General features: G+C 52.7%; 14 protein-coding genes. 10 read left to right on the top strand and 4 right to left on the bottom strand.

Features of this window, described 5'->3' with window-relative positions:
* Positions 1–60: 60 nt before the first annotated feature.
* The 5 genes from WKJ03_RS02540 (at position 61) to WKJ03_RS02520 (ending at position 4,338) form a co-directional block, all read left to right on the top strand.
* Positions 61–330: a ribbon-helix-helix protein, CopG family gene (locus WKJ03_RS02540; RefSeq protein ID WP_206099351.1), complete on the top strand. Its 270-nt coding sequence runs from the start codon at positions 61–63 to the stop codon at positions 328–330.
* Positions 330–605, top strand: a complete 276-nt coding sequence (locus WKJ03_RS02535; RefSeq protein WP_337840581.1) for a type II toxin-antitoxin system RelE/ParE family toxin — start codon at positions 330–332, stop codon at positions 603–605. The genes WKJ03_RS02540 and WKJ03_RS02535 overlap by 1 nt, the downstream gene beginning before the upstream one ends.
* A 203-nt stretch (positions 606–808) precedes the next feature.
* Positions 809–2,332: a Fic family protein gene (locus WKJ03_RS02530; RefSeq protein WP_337840580.1), complete on the top strand. Its 1,524-nt coding sequence runs from the start codon at positions 809–811 to the stop codon at positions 2,330–2,332.
* A 306-nt stretch (positions 2,333–2,638) separates the two neighbouring features.
* Positions 2,639–2,989 (top strand): helix-turn-helix transcriptional regulator, encoded by a 351-nt coding sequence (locus WKJ03_RS02525; RefSeq protein ID WP_337840579.1) that lies wholly within the window; start codon positions 2,639–2,641, stop codon positions 2,987–2,989.
* A gap of 11 nt (positions 2,990–3,000) precedes the next feature.
* Positions 3,001–4,338: a type II toxin-antitoxin system HipA family toxin gene (locus WKJ03_RS02520; RefSeq protein WP_337840578.1), complete on the top strand. Its 1,338-nt coding sequence runs from the start codon at positions 3,001–3,003 to the stop codon at positions 4,336–4,338.
* 130 nt (positions 4,339–4,468) lie between these two features.
* Here WKJ03_RS02520 and WKJ03_RS02515 read toward each other — a convergent pair whose 3' ends face one another.
* Both WKJ03_RS02515 and WKJ03_RS02510 read right to left on the bottom strand, forming a co-directional pair.
* Complete coding sequence (locus tag WKJ03_RS02515) at positions 4,469–5,509, bottom strand: methionine synthase (RefSeq protein WP_337840577.1); 1,041 nt, start codon at positions 5,507–5,509, stop codon at positions 4,469–4,471.
* Positions 5,510–5,550: 41 nt separating this feature from the next.
* On the bottom strand, positions 5,551–6,525 hold the full coding sequence (locus tag WKJ03_RS02510) for a DUF1852 domain-containing protein (protein ID WP_337840576.1): 975 nt from the start codon (positions 6,523–6,525) through the stop codon (positions 5,551–5,553).
* Positions 6,526–6,855: 330 nt separating this feature from the next.
* Between WKJ03_RS02510 and WKJ03_RS02505 the strand changes: the two genes are divergently transcribed.
* The 4 genes from WKJ03_RS02505 (at position 6,856) to WKJ03_RS02490 (ending at position 14,190) form a co-directional block, all read left to right on the top strand.
* Positions 6,856–9,549 (top strand): TonB-dependent receptor, encoded by a 2,694-nt coding sequence (locus tag WKJ03_RS02505; protein ID WP_337840575.1) that lies wholly within the window; start codon positions 6,856–6,858, stop codon positions 9,547–9,549.
* Between the two features lie 101 nt (positions 9,550–9,650).
* Entirely contained in the window at positions 9,651–12,266 is a 2,616-nt protein-coding gene (locus tag WKJ03_RS02500) for a glycoside hydrolase family 3 N-terminal domain-containing protein (RefSeq protein WP_337840574.1), read from the top strand.
* Between the two features lie 74 nt (positions 12,267–12,340).
* Positions 12,341–13,420, top strand: a complete 1,080-nt coding sequence (locus WKJ03_RS02495; protein WP_337840573.1) for a histidine kinase — start codon at positions 12,341–12,343, stop codon at positions 13,418–13,420.
* Positions 13,417–14,190 carry a LytTR family DNA-binding domain-containing protein gene (locus WKJ03_RS02490; RefSeq protein ID WP_337840572.1) on the top strand — a complete coding sequence of 258 codons (774 nt, stop codon included), beginning with the start codon at positions 13,417–13,419 and terminating at the stop codon, positions 14,188–14,190. Before WKJ03_RS02495 ends, WKJ03_RS02490 begins: the two co-directional genes overlap by 4 nt.
* 39 nt (positions 14,191–14,229) lie before the next feature.
* Here WKJ03_RS02490 and WKJ03_RS02485 read toward each other — a convergent pair whose 3' ends face one another.
* Positions 14,230–15,666 (bottom strand): sugar porter family MFS transporter, encoded by a 1,437-nt coding sequence (locus WKJ03_RS02485; protein ID WP_337840571.1) that lies wholly within the window; start codon positions 15,664–15,666, stop codon positions 14,230–14,232.
* A gap of 251 nt (positions 15,667–15,917) precedes the next feature.
* On the opposite strand from WKJ03_RS02485, the gene WKJ03_RS02480 reads away from it, so the two are divergent.
* Entirely contained in the window at positions 15,918–18,449 is a 2,532-nt protein-coding gene (locus WKJ03_RS02480; RefSeq protein WP_337840570.1) for a glycoside hydrolase family 3 N-terminal domain-containing protein, read from the top strand.
* A gap of 36 nt (positions 18,450–18,485) precedes the next feature.
* Here WKJ03_RS02480 and WKJ03_RS02475 read toward each other — a convergent pair whose 3' ends face one another.
* Entirely contained in the window at positions 18,486–19,352 is an 867-nt protein-coding gene (locus WKJ03_RS02475) for a delta-class carbonic anhydrase (protein WP_337840569.1), read from the bottom strand.
* Positions 19,353–19,463: the final 111 nt, after the last annotated feature.

Raw genomic sequence — 19,463 nt, 5'->3', positions numbered from 1 at the left:
CTGGAATAGGGTTTAATCAGTATGATTAATTTTGAATCACTTTACATCAGGAGCATCGCTGTGGCACAAGCCGGAACTAAAGTGTTAACCGCACATATCCCGTTGCCGTTGGCTGAAAAAGTTGACCAAATGGCTGAACGCTTAGAGCGCTCCCGCGGTTGGATTATGAAACAAGCTTTATCTGCCTGGCTGGAACAGGAAGAAGAGCGCGAACGCTTAACCCGTGAAGCTTTGGCAGATGTAGATGCAGGGCAAGTGATCGATCATCAGGCTGTGCAGGCATGGGCCGAAAGCTTAGGGACAGATAACCCGTTAGCGGTGCCGGGCTGATGGAACTGAAATGGACCAGTAAAGCATTGTCGGATTTAGCCCGACTTTACGAATTTCTGGCTCCGGAAAATAAACGGGCTGCCGCCAAAACAGTACTAAGTTTGACCAAAGCACCAACTGTATTGCTGACTAATCCACGTATAGGCGAGCAGTTATTCGAGTTTTTGCCCCGAGAGGTGAGGCGATTATTAGTAGGGCATTTTGAGATGCGCTACGAACTCCAGCAGCAGGCCATCTATATATTGCGGCTTTGGCATACAAGAGAAGAGCGCTGAATAGAGCGAAAACGTCTCACTCTACCTGATTGCCACTCCCCAATTAGGCCAGTTATTTAGTCTTCAAATCTGCCAACACCCTTCTTCATAACTCATCATCAGATCAAAATGCGTCAAAACCTATAGATTGAGATACATTAAAACCTATAAATGGTATTACACTAAAACCTGTAGATTAATCCTTAGAACTGTCAGGAGCTGGCATGAGCGATGTCTCGCAAAAATTAGCTGATTCGCTTGAACAGCTACAACAGCTGCAAGGATCGGGAGTTGTTGCCATAAAGTCTGAGCAACTGAGCCGGGTGCATCGTGAGCGTTTACTGAAGCATGGCTTTATTCGGGAAGTGATCCGAGGCTGGTACATAGCTGCAATGCCAGATGAAAAGCCCGGCGACAGCACATCCTGGTATGCCTCTTTTTGGGATTTCTGTGCTGCCTATTTATCAGAGCGGTTCGGCAGCTGCTGGTGTCTGTCGCCTGAGCAGTCGATTAGCCTGCATATTGGCGATAAAACTGTTCCTCAACAGCTGCTTGTCCGAACCCCTAATGGGAATAATAAACCCACTGCTTTTTTGCATAACACCTCGATTTTTGATGTCAGGCTGAACATGCCTGATCTGAAACAGATTGAAAATGTAGAAGGGCTCAAGGTGTACAGTTTGGCGGCAGCTCTGGTCTATTGCTCACCAAACCACTTTCAAAAAGCGCCCATTCAACTGCGAACTGCATTGTCTATGGTGGCAGATGCTTCGGATCTGTTGTCTGTATTACTTGCAGGCAATCACAGTGTGATTGCAGGCCGCTTAGCTGGAGCTTTCAGAAATATCGGCAGGGACTTGATCGCAGATAACATTCTAAAGGGCATGCAAGCGGCCGATTTTAAAGTGCAGGAACAAGACCCTTTCGCTGAAAAACTGCAGCTAAGCTTTGGTCGTCGTGAAGTGTCACCCTACGTCAATCGCATTCGTCTGATGTGGGCCCAGATGCGGCAAGCTGTGATTGCGCATTTTCCTGACAACCTGAACCCAGTAATCAACATCGAAACTTATATGGCTGAAGTGGAAGATAAATATGTTAGCGATGCCTACCACTCACTGTCTATTGAAGGTTACCGGGTTAGCCGTGAATTCATTGATCTGGTACGGTCAGGTCGATGGCAAGCCGACGGCTCAGATGAACATAAAAAACATCTGGATGCTATGGCCGCGAAAGGGTACTGGGATGCGTTTTTGCAAGTTAAAAAAGCCGTTCGGGCTGTGTTGGAAGGCAAAAACCCTGGCGAAGTATTGGAACTAACTCATAGTGATTGGTACCTGGCTTTATTTGGTCCAAGCGTTGCGGCCGGTATTATCAAGCCATCTGACTTAGCCGGTTATCGGACTGGGCCGGTTCATATTCGCCAGTCGATGCATACACCGCCCAATCGGGAAGCTGTCAGGGATATGATGCCAACCTTCTTCGATTTACTTGCTGAAGAAGAAAATGCGGCTGTCAGGGTGGTGTTAGGGCATTTTGTTGTTGTGTATATCCATCCGTACTTCGATGGAAACGGCAGAATGGCGAGGTTTATCATGAATTTAATGATGGCCTCAGGCGGTTATCCCTGGACAGTGGTGCCTGTTGAGCGGCGAAATGAATATATGCAGGCATTGGAATCTGCCAGCGTCCAACAGGATATTGTGCCTTTTACGCAGTTTCTGGCGTCGCTGCTTAAAGCTGCAGATTGAGTATCCTAAGACCCAAAAGCAGATAAAACTAAGAAGGTGTTGCGGCTTAACTCCACCCGTACTGCATGCCTGAAGTTCTCTTTTGCAGCGGCTACAACTACTTTGATCTGGTTGTCATGGTAAAGTGGCAGGCCAGGCTCAGTAATTTGTTTTAATAATTAATAAAAGCACTATTATGGCTTTTAAATGCGTTTATAGTGAATAAAAGCACTTTTATTTAATTTGTTTAATGTTGGAATTAAGCACTATAATTGCATCTAATGCGGGTTAATAATGCGGATAAGCCATATTATGGAAATAGGTCGAATGAGCAATCAAGCCATTTTGGTGATGCTTGGTGAGCGTTTTTTACAAGCACGGCTTAATGAAGGCTTAGAACAAATTGAACTGGCGGAAAAAGCTGGTGTTAACGTCAGTACGGTGCAGAGTTTAGAAAACGGTAAGCGCAGTGTTGGTCTGGAAAAAATCATCGCGATACTACGGGCGCTGGATAAGTTGCATGAATTAGACAACTTTATGCCAAAACCTCCGGTGCGATCGGCTTCATTGCTTACGAACAAGAATCAGGTCAGAAAACGGGTCAGTAAGCGTAAAGAAGACAAGCAGGATTCGGAGCCATTTCAATGGAATAAAACCATAGCTGCAAGCGGCGATTAAAAGGGGGTTGTATGGCAGGGGCAATCGAGAAAGCCGAGGTGTATCTGTGGGATACCAAAATTGGCTCAGTTATTTGGCAAAATGACTTGGGCTACTTTGAATACGATCGGAATTTTCAACGTTCAGGTATTGAGTTGTCGCCCATTAAAATGCCGCTCAGCAACAAAGTCTATGCCTTTAGTGAATTGTCCGAACAAACTTTTAAGCGGCTTCCCGGATTACTGGCAGACAGCTTACCGGACAAGTTTGGTAATAGACTGATTGATCAATGGTTAGAACGTAATAACCGCACGCCAGAGTCGTTCAGCCCCATTGAGCGCTTATGTTACATAGGTTCCCGTGGCATGGGAGGATTAGAATTTCGGCCGGGCATTGGCGCAATCAGTACATCCACTACAGAAGTGCAACTAGCGGATCTGGTGGAGTTAGCGAACCAGGCGCTGCAAGAAAAGGTTGAACTTGATACTCAACTGCACGGCTCCGACGACCAGAATAAACAACAGGTGGTTGAGCAAATTATTCAGGTTGGAACCTCCGCTGGTGGTGCCAGAGCCAAGGCGGTGATTGCCTGGAATAAAGACACCAATGTGATCAAGACAGGCCAGGCGCCAGCGGGTGAGGGCTTTGACTATTACCTGCTGAAGTTCGACGGCGTAACAGAAAACAAAGATAAAGAGCTACTGGCTGATCCGAAGGGATTTGGTTTACTGGAGTATGCCTATTACTTAATGGCGCTGGATGCTGGCGTACTGATGAGTGAGTGTCGGTTGTTTAAAGAAAATGGCCGCTCACATTTTATGACCAAACGTTTTGACAGGTTAGCCGGTGGCGACAAGTTGCATATGCAATCCTTGTGTGGCCTGGCGCATTATGATTTTAATGAGTCTGGTGCTTACTCCTATGAACAGGCGATTGGGGTTTTACGTCAGCTTGGATTATCGGCCAAAGAGATTGAGCAGTTTTATCTCAGAATGGTGTTTAACGTGGTGGCGGTTAACCAGGATGATCACACCAAGAACATTGCATTTTTGATGGATCAGAAGGGCAAGTGGTCGCTGTCACCTGCCTATGACATTACCTACAGTAATGGCGCAGGCTGGACAAGTCGTCACCAGATGACCATAAATGGCAAAGCGAAAGACATAGAGTTTGATGACTTGATGAAGGTGGCCAGGCATGGCGATTTGAGTCTGGCAAAAGCAAAAAAAATCGTGAAGCAGGTGGTGGGTGCTGTGTCCAGGTGGCCACACTACGCTGAGCTTGCAGGGTTAAAAGATTTTGACGGCATGGCAAGGTTGGTGGCGGAGATTGGTGCAGCACAGCGTTTATATTTAGCGGATGGGCTATGAGCTGGTTTCGACCTGGTCTTGCCGTTATTTCAGGGGGAAGGGCGGCGGTTTGAATGGCTATTTATTCCAATCAAACCGCAACGGAAAATCCGCAAAGCACTACCCTTGTGACACTGCTTTCAATCCGTGGCTATTTGCCCGCCAATTCCCGGCGCACTATCTCTGCTCCTGCCGCTAAGGCATTGAGTTTGCCTCGTGCCACATGGCGCGGTAAGGGTGCCATGCCGCAGTTGGTGCATGGGTAGAGGTGGTGAGCGTCGACAAACTGCAGGGCCTGGCGCAAGGTAGCTGCTACTTGTTCCGGCGTTTCGATGTTGTGGCTGGCAACATCAATAGCGCCGACCATTACTTTTTTGCCGCGAATCAGTTCCAGCAATTCCATTGGCACCCGCGAGTTGTGGCATTCCAGCGAGATAATATCGATGCTGGATTGTTGCAGCTTCGGAAATACGGCTTCGTACTGACGCCACTCGTTGCCCAAAGTTTGTTTCCAGTCGGTATTGGCTTTAATGCCATAGCCATAACAAATATGCACTGCGGTTTCGCACTTAAGCTGTTTCAGGCCGTCGGCGGCTTGTTCTAAAGCGGCAATACCCCAGTCGTTCACCTCGTCAAAAAACACATTAAAGGCGGGCTCATCAAACTGGATAATGTCCACACCAGCCTCAACCAGTTCTTTGGCTTCCTGATTCAGAATTTTGGCAAACTCAAAGGCCAGCTTTTCGCGGCTTTTGTAATGGGCGTCGTACAGCGTGTCTATCATGGTCATAGGGCCTGGCAGTGCCCATTTGATAGGTTGGCTGGTTTGCTGGCGCAAAAACTTCGCATCTTCCACAAAGACAGGTTTTTGCCGGCTGACAGGGCCAACCACAGTCGGCACGCTGGCGTCGTATCTGTTGCGGATACGGACTGTTTCGCGTTTTGCAAAATCAACACCGTCCAGATGCTCGATAAAAGTGGTGACAAAGTGTTGGCGCGATTGTTCGCCGTCACTGACGATATCTATGCCTGCCTGCTGTTGTTCGTGCAGCGACAAACGTAAAGCGTCCTGTTTGCCGTCTGTTAATTCCTCGCCCTGCAATTTCCACGGCGACCATAAGGTTTCAGGTTGGGCCAGCCAGGAAGGTTTAGGTAAGCTGCCTGCTGTGGATGTCGGGAGTAATTTGTTCATCAATACGTTGCTCTTTGGGTCAATTAAATGCTGTGCCGGGATTACTGTTGTTGCGCTGCCCATTGTTCTAAAACAACGCTGTGCGGCTTAATAAAATGCTCCTGCGCAAACTTGCCTTGCTCTACCGCTAAGCGGCTGCGCTCTTCTCTGTCGTACACTATGTCTGTCAGGGCGTGATCGCGGTTCTTCAAATTCGGCTGATAACGCTCTCCGGCTTGAGTGTGTGCGTTGTAAATTTCCGGCCGGTAAATTCGTTGAAAGGTTTCCATGGTGCTGATGGTGCTGGCCAGCTCCAGATTGCTGTAGTCGTTCAGCAAGTCGCCAACAAAATAAAACGCCAAAGGCGCGGCGCTGCCCGCAGGCATAAAGTAGCGAACTGCTAAGCCCATTTTTTTAAAGTACAGCTCGGTCAGTGACGATTCATTGGGCAGGTATTCCACCCCCAGCACAGGGTGTTGATTGTTGGTGCGATGGTAGGTTTTGTTGTCGGACACACTCAGGCAAATCACCGGGGCTTTGTTAAAGTTTTGCCGGTAGGTGGCTGAATTAATAAACGACTGAAACAGCTTGCCATGCAGCTCGCCAAAACCAGGTGGAATGCTGAAGCTGGCCTGGTCTTTATTGTATTCGGGCAACAACACACTGAAATCGTAATCCCGCACATAAGAGGAAAAGTTATTGCCAACAATACCTGCCAGACGCTGTCCGGTCTGCCGGTCCAGAATGCTGGTCTGCAGCACTTCAATGGTCGGGAAGCTGTGGCCTTGGTTCTCAATGCAGATATCCACCGAAATGATCTCCAGCTCTACCTGATAACGGTCTGACTGCGGGTTGTCCCAGCTAACCAGTGCATTAAAGCGCTTGTTGATCATTGCAATGGCATTACGCAGGTTTTGCTGGCGGCTTTCGCCACGCGCCAGATTGGCAAAGTTGGTGGTGATGCGGGTGTGATTGGCCGGTTGATAGTGCTCATCAAAACCAATGCGTTGAATGCTGAAGCTGAAATTTGTGTTCATCGTGTTCGACTCCTTTCATCAAGGCGGCTGTAAAAACGTCTGGATGGCCAAATTGGCGGTAGGGATGTTATACGCCCCAAATGGCATGAATAAAAATGGCTTTATTTCATTGGTGCGTGAGAAATATTCATGACTGGCCCGCGAAGGTGGTCAGACTCCGCCCTGTTGCTGCAATGCAAAGGCTGTTTTTCGGGTTGTAGTGCGGCTGGCTCGCCTTGTCGAATCTCTGTATCTCCTGCTGGGACTGCGCATTATGGTAAAGCCTGGCAAAAGCAGGCAGTTTGGCTTGCCAAAACGACAGAATAAAAAATAACAGACAGGGGTTAGATCATGCACAAACGTAACGCACTCTCGCTTGCGGTGGCGATGGCATGCGCTTTTTCAGCAATGGCGCAGCAGGCCGATGTCGGCACCAATACAGTTTCAACACAATCGCAGGCGTCAGAGAACGACACTGCGCTGGAAATCATCTCCGTCACCGCGACCAAACGCAAAACCAAGCTGATGGAAACACCTGTGGCCATTTCAGCGCTGAGCGACACTCAGCTGCAGCAGCATGGCGTGAATAATGTGGTGGATATCGCCGATTTGGTGCCGGGACTGGATATTGCCGTGTCTTCCGAGCAGGCCGCACCTGTGATCACCATGCGTGGTATCCGTTCCACCAATATCACTGAGCTGGGTGACCCTGCTGTGGGTGTGCACCTGGACGGTATTTATTCGCCACGTATGCAGGGCGCGCTGGCGCTGATGTACGACGTAGAGCGGGTGGAAGCCTTGCGTGGTCCGCAGGGAACCTTGTTTGGCCGTAACTCCACAGTCGGCAGTATTAACGTACTGACCGCCAAACCTGAAATTGGAAGCACCTTTGGTAACCTCAATACCGAACTGGGCCGCTTTAATGGCCGCAGTGCAGGTGGTATGTTTAACCTGGCGGTGTCCGACGACTTTGCCGTGCGGTTTTCCGGCAAAGGCTTAAAACGTGATTCGTATGTCGAAGGCTATTGGGACCCGAACCAATACGACACCCGCTATCTGCCCGCTGGGGTGTTGGATGCTCCGGTTATTGCCGAAGGCTCCTATCAGGGCATAGGCCAAACCTTAACCCAACGCGAAAACTGGTGGATAGATGCAGCAGGCACAGATCCTGAAGCCCAAAAAGTGCGGGCTCTAACGCCAGCCGACAAAAGCGATTTCTACAATAACGCCAATGAGCACTCGTTCCGCGTCAGCACCCTGTGGGAACCTGCTGCAGGTAACTTCTCCAACCATACGGTGTTCCAGTACTACAAAAATGACAGTGCCGGCTCTACCGACATGGTCAACTGCGAAAAATTACGTGGCAGACCTGCAGAGTTTGGTGGCGACTGTTCCAACTTTTTACCCAGCGACAACACTTATCAGGCCGTGGTCAACGTGCCGGGTAAACTGGAGCTGGACATTACCTACCTGCGTAACAGCCTGAATTACGAGTTAACCGACGAACTCAGCCTGGTCTGGCTGGCCGGTTTTGAAGACATGAAACGTCAATCCGCTCAGGATATTGAAGTTGGCCTGGACGTCTGGGACGGCGCTATGTTTTTCCTCGACGGCACAGGTGCACGTTCGTATTCCACTGAGCTGCAATTGCAGTCGGATGAACTGGGGGATTTAGTCTGGATCGCTGGTGTTAACCTGTTTCATGAAAAAACCACCACTGTGGGTTATTACGACAACCCTATGGATGACAAGGCGTTTTGGGATCAACCTGACCGTTCGACCGACGCTTTGGCCGCTTTTGGTCAGGCGACGTACAACCTGAGCCCTGAATTGCACCTGACCCTGGGTTACCGTTTCAGTGACGAGACCAAAGAGGACGTGGGGGGCCGCACTTTACGTTGTTCCAATGCCGATGGTTGTGCACCGGGCTGGTATAACCGCACTCTGTTGTCCAACCTGCCAACCAATGCCTTTGAAGATCCGTCTATCTATAAATCCTCTTTTGCCAATGACAACAAAGGCAGCTGGCGCAACCACGATTTCCGCTTAGGGCTGGATTATGATCTGACGCAAACCACTATGATCTATGGCTATGTGGCCTCAGGTTTTAAAGCCGGTGGTATAGGTGACGTGTTTGAAGTGGTGAATGACAGAACAGGCCAGGTACAACGTATCGAAACCCAGTTTGATCCTGAACAGGTCGTCACCTATGAGCTGGGGACAAAAACAAGCTTGTTAGAGAACTCGCTGAACTTACAGGCGGTGTTTTTCTATACCGACTACACCGACATGCAATACGCCTCTGTCGGTTCTGTTGGCAACGTCGAACGGCTGGCTCCGGTGGAAAACCCGGATGGCAGCCCGGTGCTGGATGAAAATGGTCAGCCTGTGCTGGATTACCGCAATATGCCGGTGGTGGCGTACTACACCCAAAACGTACCGGGTTCGACCATCAAAGGGCTGGAGCTGGAATTTGACTGGAAACCGTACCCAAGTGGCCGTATCAACGGTTATGTCACCTGGACGGACGCCCGGGTGACCGAAGACTGGATCACCAAGTGGGATTACGACCCGGAGTATCTGTTTGGCCTGTCCTATGAAGAGTCAATAGACCCGGAAAACAGCCTGCTGACCACGAACCTGAAAGGCAATCAGCTGGCGATGGTGCCAAAATACACCGCCAATATCAGTTACACCCATAGTGTTGATTTGGGCAGCTACGGTTTTATCCACGGCTGGTTTAACTTAAGCTGGAAAGATAAGTCCTACAACACCATCTGGAACGTGGACCGCCATTTAGACGATATGGACTTTGCGGTGCCGGATGAAGCCGTGCGGTATATGGATGATCGCAGAGACGCTTACACCTCTGCCAATGCATCACTGAAATACGAGCCGGTCGGTCAGGCCTGGTTTGCTGAAGCCTTTATCAGCAATGCCACCAACGAAATAGTCCAGCAATGGAGTAACACAGGCAAAGGTTTCCCCAAAGGCAGCTTCGGCATGCCGCGTTACTACGGGGTGCGCGCTGGCTTTAATTTCTAAGGCGCACAGACCAGACTAAAACCGCTCCCCTTTTGGTGAGCGGTTTGTTTTTTATCAGGTGCGGCGAGCCAGCGTTTGGCTGGCAAAGTGATGAGGTTTTTATGCCGAAGAATAAACAAGTAACAACCAGCAAGGGCAAAAAGTTACTGGCCTTGCTGTGTGCAACGCTTGCTGTTAGCAGCCATGTACTGGCCAGTGAACAACAGCAAAGCGCTGACCAAACCACACCAAAAGGGCCGGTTGAGTGGCCTTATGTCAACACGGGCCTGCCGGCAGATCCGCAGCTGGAGCAGTTGCTTGATCAAATTCTGGCGCGAATGACCTTGCCGCAAAAAGTGGCGCAGATGATTCAGCCAGAAATTGGTTACCTGAGCCTGGACCAAATGCGTAAATACGGTTTTGGTTCTTACCTCAATGGTGGCAATACGGCGCCTTATGGCAAAAAACGGGCCTCGCCAGCGGAGTGGCTGAAGTATGCCGATGCAATGTATGCCGCTTCAGTGGACGCCAGCCAGGACGGCAGCCGGATCCCAACCATTTGGGGCACGGATGCGATGCATGGTCATAGCAATGTCTATGGTGCCACCTTGTTTCCGCACAATATTGGGTTGGGTGCGGCTAATGATCCTGAGCTTATTCACCGTATTGGGGTAGCGACAGCCAAAGAAGTGGCGGCTACCGGCATTGAATGGAGTTTTGCACCTACTGTGGCTGTAGTGCGCGATGACCGCTGGGGCCGCACTTATGAAAGTTACTCGGAAGACCCGGCCCTAGTCAAAGCCTATGCTGGCCAGATGGTGTCGGGTTTACAGGGCACTTTGGGCAAAGATTTTCTGCAGGGTTATGGCCGTATCGCCACCGCCAAACACTTTGTCGGCGATGGTGGCACTGAAAAAGGCATAGACCGCGGCGACACGCTCATCGACGAACAAGGCCTGCGCGATATTCATGCCGCAGGTTATATGACGGCGATTCAGGCTGGGGTGCAGTCGGTGATGGCGTCTTTTAACAGCTGGAATGGTGTGCGTTTGCATGGCCACAAGTACCTGCTGACCGATGTGCTGAAAAACCAAATGGGCTTTGACGGTTTTGTCGTCAGTGACTGGAACGCCCATAAATTTGTAGAGGGCTGCGATCTGGAGCAATGCGCAGGTGCGATCAATGCCGGTGTGGATGTGCTGATGGTGCCAGAGCACTTTGAAGCTTTTTATCACAACACCATTCGTCAGGTGGAGCAGGGGCTGATCCCTCAGTCGCGTATTGACGATGCGGTGCGGCGTTTTTTGCGGGCGAAAATTCGCTGGGGCCTGTTGCAACGGGGCAAACCCTCTGAGCGGCCGGAATCACTGCAGCAGTTTAACAGTGAAGCGCATAAATTGCTGGCGCGGGAAGCTGTACGGAAGTCATTGGTGCTGCTGAAGAATAACCAGAATGTTTTACCTTTGTCTGCAAAAAGCCGGCTGCTGGTGGCAGGAGATGGCGCAGATAACATCGCCAAGCAGGCAGGGGGCTGGAGTGTGTCCTGGCAAGGCACCGACAATACCAACGACGATTTCCCGAACGCCACCTCAATCTACCAAGGCATTCGTCAACAGGTGGAGGCGGCTGGTGGGCAGGTGGAACTGGCCGTGAATGGCCGTTACCGCAACAAGCCTGATGCCGCTATTGTGGTGATGGGAGAAAACCCTTATGCCGAGTGGTTTGGCGATATTCAGCAGCTGGAGTACCAGCATGGCGACAAGCGTGATTTAGCTTTAATTAAACAGTTAAAACAGCAGGGGATTCCGGTGGTGACTGTTTTCTTAACAGGCCGGCCACTCTGGACCAACAAAGAAATCAACGCCTCTGACGCCTTTGTGGTGGCCTGGTTGCCGGGCTCCGAAGGACAAGGGGTTGCCGATGTCTTGTTGTCGGACCCTGATGGCAAAGCCCAGTATGATTTTCAGGGCAAACTGAGCTTTTCCTGGCCTCGTTACGATCACCAGTTTGTCTTAAACAAAGGGGACAAGGACTATGAGCCGCTCTTTGCCTATGGGTATGGCCTGACCTATCAGGATCAGACGCAACTGGGGCTTTTTTCAGAGAAGACGACGGCACCTGCTGCTGCCAGCGGGGACGATGGAGTTGAACCTCTGTTGTTACGTAATGTAGCGCCCGGCCTGGCTTGGGTATTAACCGACAGCAGTTCAACCCCGGAGGCAGCGGCGGACCGCCTGATCAGCACGCCTTTTGGCGTCAGTGCCGATGGTAAAAGCCTGGTGATGCAGTCGGTGAATTTATCTTATCAGGAGGATGGACGGCAGTTCCGCTGGAACAGTGCGGCGGACGCCTCTGCCAGCCTGCGTTATGCCAAATCGGCGAACAGGGCTCACCAGGGCGCGAAATTCCTGCGGTTTAGCCTGCGTTTCGACCAACCAGTGCCGTCCACACTTCAGCTTGGCGCTTTATGTGATGCGCAGGGGCAGTGCCTGCGGCAGCTTTCGCTGGTTGAGCCTCTGGCCCACTTCAAAGCCGGCCTGTGGCATACTGTCGAGCTTGCTTTGGGCTGTGCCGGGCAAAAACCGCTGACCACAGCGCTGAAAGACGCACTGGTGATCCGCTCGTCAGGGCAACATAGCCTGGCGCTCGCCGATATTGTGCTGCTGACTCAGCACACTGAGCCGCACGCTGACAAACAGACGTTGCGCCTGGAGTGCGAAGCAGAACCAGCAAAATAGTCATCAGAATAAACCAGGTCGCCCGGCTTTTCTCTGCTGAAGCCGGGCCTTGTTGAACAGGCTGGATTGGAAAGGTGTTACAAACTCTGAGTCGACAACAATTGTTCTGGCTGTGTCAGGTTGGGGGTTGGGTGGTGTATGCGCTGCTGACCGAACTGATGATTAAAATTCCCAGCCAGGAACCCTGGCAGGTGGGTTTGCCTCATCTGCTGCTCGATAGCTGCTTTGGTTTCGGCTTAACCTTATTGCTGCGGGCCTGGTACCGACGGATCAGCGTGCAACAGACCCGTTTAAAAGTGCTGTGGCATTTGCTGGTGATCCTGGTCGGTTGTCTGGTGTGGACCCAGTGGAAATGGCTGACCTTGCAGTGGCTTTATGGCACCGTCTGGCAGCAAATGACCTGGTTTGATTTTGGCACCTGGAATTCGGCGTCGTTAACCATTTTATTAACCTGGACTGCCTTGTATTATGCGTCCAAAGCCACCTTCGAAACCATGGAACAGCGGCAAAAAGCCGCAGAAGCCCTCGACCTTGCCAAAGAGGCGCAGCTGAAAATGCTGCGTTACCAGTTGAACCCACATTTTATGTTTAACAGCATTAACGCCATTTGTACCTTGATTCTGAAGCAAGAGAACCTGCATGCCGTGACCATGCTGGAGAAACTGTGCGAATTGCTGCGTTATAGCCTGTACACCGACCCTTTGGCCAAAGTGACAGTGGCGGAAGAGATCCGGATTTTACAAACCTATTTTGCGGTGGAGCAGTGCCGGTTTCGCGACAAACTGGCAGTGACAGTGGATGCTGCGGATGATGTCAGGCATCTGTTAATGCCGTCGCTGTTATTGCAGCCGCTGGCAGAAAACGCACTTAAACACGGCATGTTGCATTTGCAGCCGCAATACAGTGTCAGCGTCAGCTTCAGCCGGGAACATCACTACCTGCTCATTGCCATGTTGGACAATGGCTGCGGTTTTACGCAGCGCCCAGGCACAGGGTCCACCGGCATTGGCCTGCATAACTGTGAGGAACGGCTGGCGCTGATTTATCCCGGGCAAAGCCTGTTTGAGTTTGGCAACAGGCCTGAGCAGGGCGCCTGGATCCATATCCGCATTCCGATTGAGCCTGCCGATGCTGGCCCGCAGGAGGCCAGATGACCTTACTCCGGACCCTGATTGTGGATGATGAACCTGCCGCTATTGAAGGGCTGCGCTTACGTCTGCAGGGCTTTACGGACATTGAGCTGGTGGGGGAAGCCACCAGTGTGGAACAGGCCTTGTGCTTAATTGACCAGCTGCAGCCTGAACTGATTTTTCTGGATATCGAAATGCCCGGACAAAGCGGGTTTGATTTAGTCCGGCAGCTGCACTATGGGCCAGCCATTGTGTTTGTCACTGCATTTCATCAGCACGCGGTGCAGGCGTTTGAAGTGAGGGCGCTGGATTATCTGCTGAAACCTGTAACGCTGGAGCGACTGGCCGACGCCATTGAGCGGGTGCGCGGGCAGGCGGGGGCCGACCGCCAGGCCCGGTTCAACCTTGCGGCAGCACCTATGGCTGCAGAAGGGGTTGAATCGGCGGAACCGAAAGCGGGGGAGCGGCAAAAACTGGTGATCCAGGATGGCCGCAGCCCAATTCAGCTGATCCCATTTCAGGACATTCTCTGGATTGATGCCGCCGGGGACTATATGTGTGTGCATACCCCGCAGGACACTCATGTGATGAGGGCCCGGCTCAAAAGCCTGGTGCAGGAGCGACTGCCGGACTGCTTTGTGCAAATTCATAAATCCACAGTGGTGAACCTGAACTACATTGACCGGTTGGAGCCGCTGAATAACACCGAATTCCGTTTGTTTCTGAATACAGGTAAAGAGTTAAAAGTCAGCCGTACTTTTGCCAAAGAACTTAAACAACGTTTGATTGGCTAGGGGCCGAAGCGCTCTGTTTTGCATCGGCCCCGGCTGGCGCTACTGCATGTCCTCCAGCTCTTTGCCTTTGGTTTCGTGCACCATTTTCAGCACAAACACCACAGAAAGCAGTGCTCCCAGCGCATAAAGGCCATAAGCACCGGCCAGACCAATGCCGGTCAGCAGCAGCGGAAAGGTCATGGTGATCAGGAAATTGCACAGCCATTGTGCCAGGCCACTCACCGCCAGGCCGACGCCACGAATTTGGTTCGGGAACATTTCGCCCAGCATCACCCACATCACCGGGCCCCAGGACAGGTTAAAGAAAAACACATAAGCATTGGCGCTGACCAGTGCCAGTGTGCCGTGTTCGCCGAGCAGCAGGTTGCCGTTTTGATCCTGCGCTGCGTTGGCAAAGGCGTACACCAGCAGGGCCAGCGTGATAAACATGCCGGCTGAGCCCCAGAGCAGCAGCGGTTTACGGCCAATTTTGTCAATGACCAAAAGCGTCAGCACACAAGCCAGAATACTGATGGCGCCACTGATCACATTAATTAACAGGGCATCGGCTTCGGAAAAGCCCACGGCCTGCCACAGCACGGCCCCGTAATAAAACACCACATTAATGCCAACCAGTTGCTGAAAGGTGGCCAGACCCAACCCCACCCAAACCAAAGTGCGCAGTTTGCCGGTGGCCGGATCACGTAAATCACTTAAGCGGGGCTGGTGGTTGGCTTGCAGCGAGTGCTGAATTTCAGCCAGTTTTTTCTGGGCTGAGGGCTCACCAAAAAGTTGGGTCAGCACCTGCGCACCATTGGCCTGACGGCCTTTGAGGACCAGATAACGTGGACTTTCCGGAATAAACAGCAGCATCAGTAGAAACAGCGCGGCGGGTAGCAGTTCAATCCAGAACATCCAACGCCAGGCTTCATAACCCCACCAGAACGCCTGAGTCGAAGCGCCCGCAATATCGGCCAGCAGATAATTACTGACAAAAGCCATAAAAAGACCAAAGATAATGGCGATTTGCTGCAAACTACTGAGCATGCCGCGATAGCGGGCCGGGGCCACTTCTGAAATATAGGCCGGGCAAATGACCGAGGCCGCACCAACGGCCAGACCACCGAGAATACGGTAAATGACAAACTCCAATGAACCGTTGGCAATGCCGGAACCCCAGGCACTGACAATAAAAAACAGCGCAGCCCAGAGCAAAATACTTCTGCGGCCATAACGGTCGGCCAGCCGGCCGGCAAAATAAGCGCCTGCGGCGCAGCCAAGCAACATACTGGCGACATTGAAGCCAGTGCCGACGCTTTCGGACTGAAAGGCCTGCTGCAGGCCGTCCACAGTGCCGTTAATCACCCCGCTGTCAAAGCCAAACAAAAAGCCGCCTATAGTGGCGACCAGGCTGATAAATAAAATAAAGCCGCTGTTTTCGGCAGGCGGACTGTTGGCGCTGTCAATGGCGGCCGTCTGTTGTGTTGCGGTTTGCACCTGAACTCTCCCCTTGTTGTGATTCGGGCTGCCTGTTGTGATTGTTTTTAAATACCTTTGCAGCCTGCCTGCCAGCATAGGGCTTCTGCCGCCGCTGCACAGCAGGGCTGCGAAAAAAGATAACCCACTAAAAACATTCCATTAAAGGACTGGCTTTGGGGTCAGGCTAAGGTAAGGCAGTCGTTTTGGCGGCTCTTATACCAATCAGACCGGATGCACCGGTTCAGGTGTGCGACAAGGAACTTAATACTATGCGTAAAACCATGATTACCACAGTGTCTGCCGCGCTGCTGAGTTGTGGCGCCCAGGCAGCAGACAGTGCAGCCATCCCACCGCTTTATAAAGATGCCAGCGCACCTGTGACGGAGCGGGTGGAGGATTTATTGGGCCGGATGACGCTGGATGAAAAACTGGCTCAGCTGCAAAGCGTCTGGCATCAACGCCGTCAGATGGAAAGCAGCGGGATGCAGTTTTTGCCCGAGAAAGCCAGGGCCCTGATCCCTCACGGCATAGGCCATATTGGCCGGCCAAGCGAATACAAAACACCACGCCAGATGGCCGAATTCAATAATGCGGTGCAGCGCTGGCTGGCGGAGCAGACCAGGCTTGGAATACCAGCCTTGATGCACGAAGAAGCGCTGCATGGCTATGTGGCCTATGACGCCACCAGCTTTCCGCAGGCCATGGCGCTGGCCAGCAGTTGGTCACCCGCTGATCTGGAAAAACTCTATGCACTGGCTGCCCGCGAAATGCGTGCGACCGGCGCGCACTGGGCTTTAGCGCCAGTGCTGGATATTGGCCGTGACCCGCGTTGGGGCCGTATTGAAGAAACCATGGGGGAAGATCCCTACCTGGTGTCTGCGCTGGGCATCGCCGCTGTGCGGGGTTTTCAGGGCCTTGCCAACAAAGAGGCAGCTTTTGCTGAAGATAAAGTGGTGGCCACACTGAAGCATTTAACCGGCCATGGTCAGCCACAGGCTGGAGTGAACACGGCGCCGGCCCATATAGCGCCCCGTGAATTGCAGGAAGTCTTTTTAGCGCCTTTTGAAGCCGCTATCAAAGACGCTTACGCGGCCAGTATTATGCCATCCTACAACGAAGTGGATGGGGTGCCGTCCCATATCAACAGCTACCTGCTGCGTGAGCTGGCACGTGAGCAGTGGGGCTTTAATGGCGCTGTGGTCAGCGACTATTTTGCCGTGCAGGAACTGCGCAGCCGCCATCAGCTGTTTGCCAGTGAGGCCGACGCCGCCAAAGCGGCGCTGCTGGCGGGGGTGGATATGGAAACGCCGGATCCGAAAACGTTTCCTTTGCTCAAGGCCCTGGTTGAAAAGGGAGAGCTGGCGGTCAGTGCCATCGATCAGGCGGTGCGTCCTGTGCTGGCGTTAAAGTTCCGCCTGGGGTTGTTTGAACAGCCTTATGTGGATGCATCGAAGGCGGATGCTGCGCTGGGGAATGCGCAAGGACGTCAACTGGCGCTGGAGCTGGCGGAAAAATCCATAGTGCTGCTGAAAAATGACGGCACCCTGCCACTGAATGCAAATAAACTGAAGAGCCTGGCACTGATAGGTCCGCATGCTGACGAGACCTTGCTTGGTGGTTACAGTAGCATTCCGCGCCAGACGGTCAGCCTGAAAAGTGCGTTAGAGCAGCAGTTAAAGGGCAAGGTGGCAGTGACATTCGCCCGCGGCAGCCGTATTACGGACAATAACTTTTTAGAACCCAAGGCCAGCGGCAGTGCCGACAGCACCGATACCTCCAGCACCAATGCGCTGGCTGAAGCGGCGGCCAGGGCAGTGGTGGAGCGCAGCCACAAGGCGGGCACCTATTCGATGCTGCGCTGGAACCATGACGAGACTGTGCTGGCCAGTCCGGCCAGCAATGCAGAGTTGCGCGCAGAGGCTGTGGCTCTGGCTCAAAGGTCGGATGCCATAGTGCTGGTGCTGGGCGAAAACGAAGGGCTGGCGCGCGAAGCCTGGGCGGATAAACATTTGGGGGATAGCCCCAGCTTAGAACTGAGTGCCGACCAGCAATTGCTGGCCAGAGACGTGCTGGCGGTGGCCGCTGATAAACCGCTGGTGCTGGTGCTGAGCAATGGCCGTCCGCTGGCACTGGGTACTTTGGCAGAACAAATGCCGGCCATTGTGGAAGCCTGGTATCTGGGCCAGGAGGGTGGCACGGCACTGGCCAATGTGCTGCTTGGCAAGGTGAACCCGTCCGGTAAACTGCCGCTGAGCTTTCCGCGCAGCGCCGGCCATATTCCGCTGTTTTACAACCACAAGCCGTCCAGCAGCCGAGGCTACCTGCATAACGACATTCAACCTCTGTACCCCTTTGGTCATGGCCTGAGTTACAGCAGTTTTGACTACAGCAATCTCAGCTTGGATAAAACCACAGCCAAAGCAGGACAAGAGGTGGAAGTGAGTATGCAGCTGAAAAACAGCAGCAGCCGCGAAGGGACTGAAGTGGTACAGCTCTATGTGCAGGACCCGGTGGCCAGTTTAACCCGGCCTGTGCAGCAACTGGCCGGGTTTGCCCGGGTCAGTTTGCAGCCGGGGGAACAAAAAACAGTGCGCTTTCATCTGCCGGTGAACCTGCTGGCCTTTTTAGGGCCACAGCAACAAGGCAAGATGCGCTGGTTGCTGGAGCCTGGGGAAATCCGGTTGCAACTGGGCAGCTCTTCGGCTGACATTCGCTTAGATGGCCGTTTTGACGTGGTGGGCCCTGCGGCCGATGTCAGCAATAACAGGGCGCTGCAAAGCAGGGTGCAGATTGTTGATTAGCCCAGAAAGCCCGCAGTTGCACTGCGGGCTTTTTTGTCAGGGGATCACCGACAGCAGTTCCGGGTTGATCACCAGGTTGCGCACCCCATGTGGGCCATGTTCATTGAAGGGATTGGCTGTGCACCAGGCCGCCATAGAAGCCACATTGACCTTGGCCACTTTGGGCCGCACACTCCAGGTCACCTGAAAAGGCGACGCCACTTCATTGTAGTCTGGCCCAGTGGTCGAGCCAGCATACTGGACCGGGGTGCCGGTATTGGTCGGGATATTGGGTGCCTGATGGTAGCCCTTGTGCATGCTGACGGCTGTTAACTGGCCGAAATCCAGTGCTTGGCTGTCATTGACCAGGACATACACCTGGGCTTCCACCCTCAGGTCCGGGTTTTTAATGCTGTCGTTGAAACAGGCCTTCAGGGGCGCGCCCGGCCCAACCCTGGCGCTGCTATACACATAATGCACTTCAATGGTGTCGCCTGCTTGCAGACTGCCATGTTCACTGGCACAAACCGGCTCAGCCAGAGGTTTCAGTTCGCTGGCGGTTAATGTTCCGCTGTAGCGGTAGCCGCTGCCAATGCCTTTACCGTCGCCATTGCCAGCATAACGGGTAAATTCCCCACCTTTATGTTCAGCACTGCGGTGCAGATGAATATTGCACAGGTTCATCTGGTTGGACGGCGGCGCCAGTGCAAAAATCCGCATAGTGTTCCCGGCTTTGGCCTCTATATCCCGCGGCGACTGCGGGCCAAAACCTTTGTCCAGGCTGTTGGCGTCCAGTTTGGCATTTTGTGCACTGATCACCTGGTCGGGCACAACCATGGAGGGGGGAGAGGTGGTGTCCTTGGCGGAAGCGGCGCAGCAGCTTAGTGCCGCCAGCGCCAGATAAAACGAAGGGGATGGACTCATGCTGTATCCTTACTTTGGTGTAGTGTGTGCCGGGTTGGCAGATTGAAGGCACCCTGAAGTGTAGACAAAAATGCGCAGGCGCAGCCCGCCGCCGCAATACCAGAGCCGCGG

The sequence above is a fragment of the Rheinheimera sp. genome (assembly GCF_037442525.1).
In the GTDB taxonomy this organism is placed as follows: domain Bacteria; phylum Pseudomonadota; class Gammaproteobacteria; order Enterobacterales; family Alteromonadaceae; genus Pararheinheimera.
This window is presented reverse-complemented; position numbering and strand designations above follow the sequence as displayed.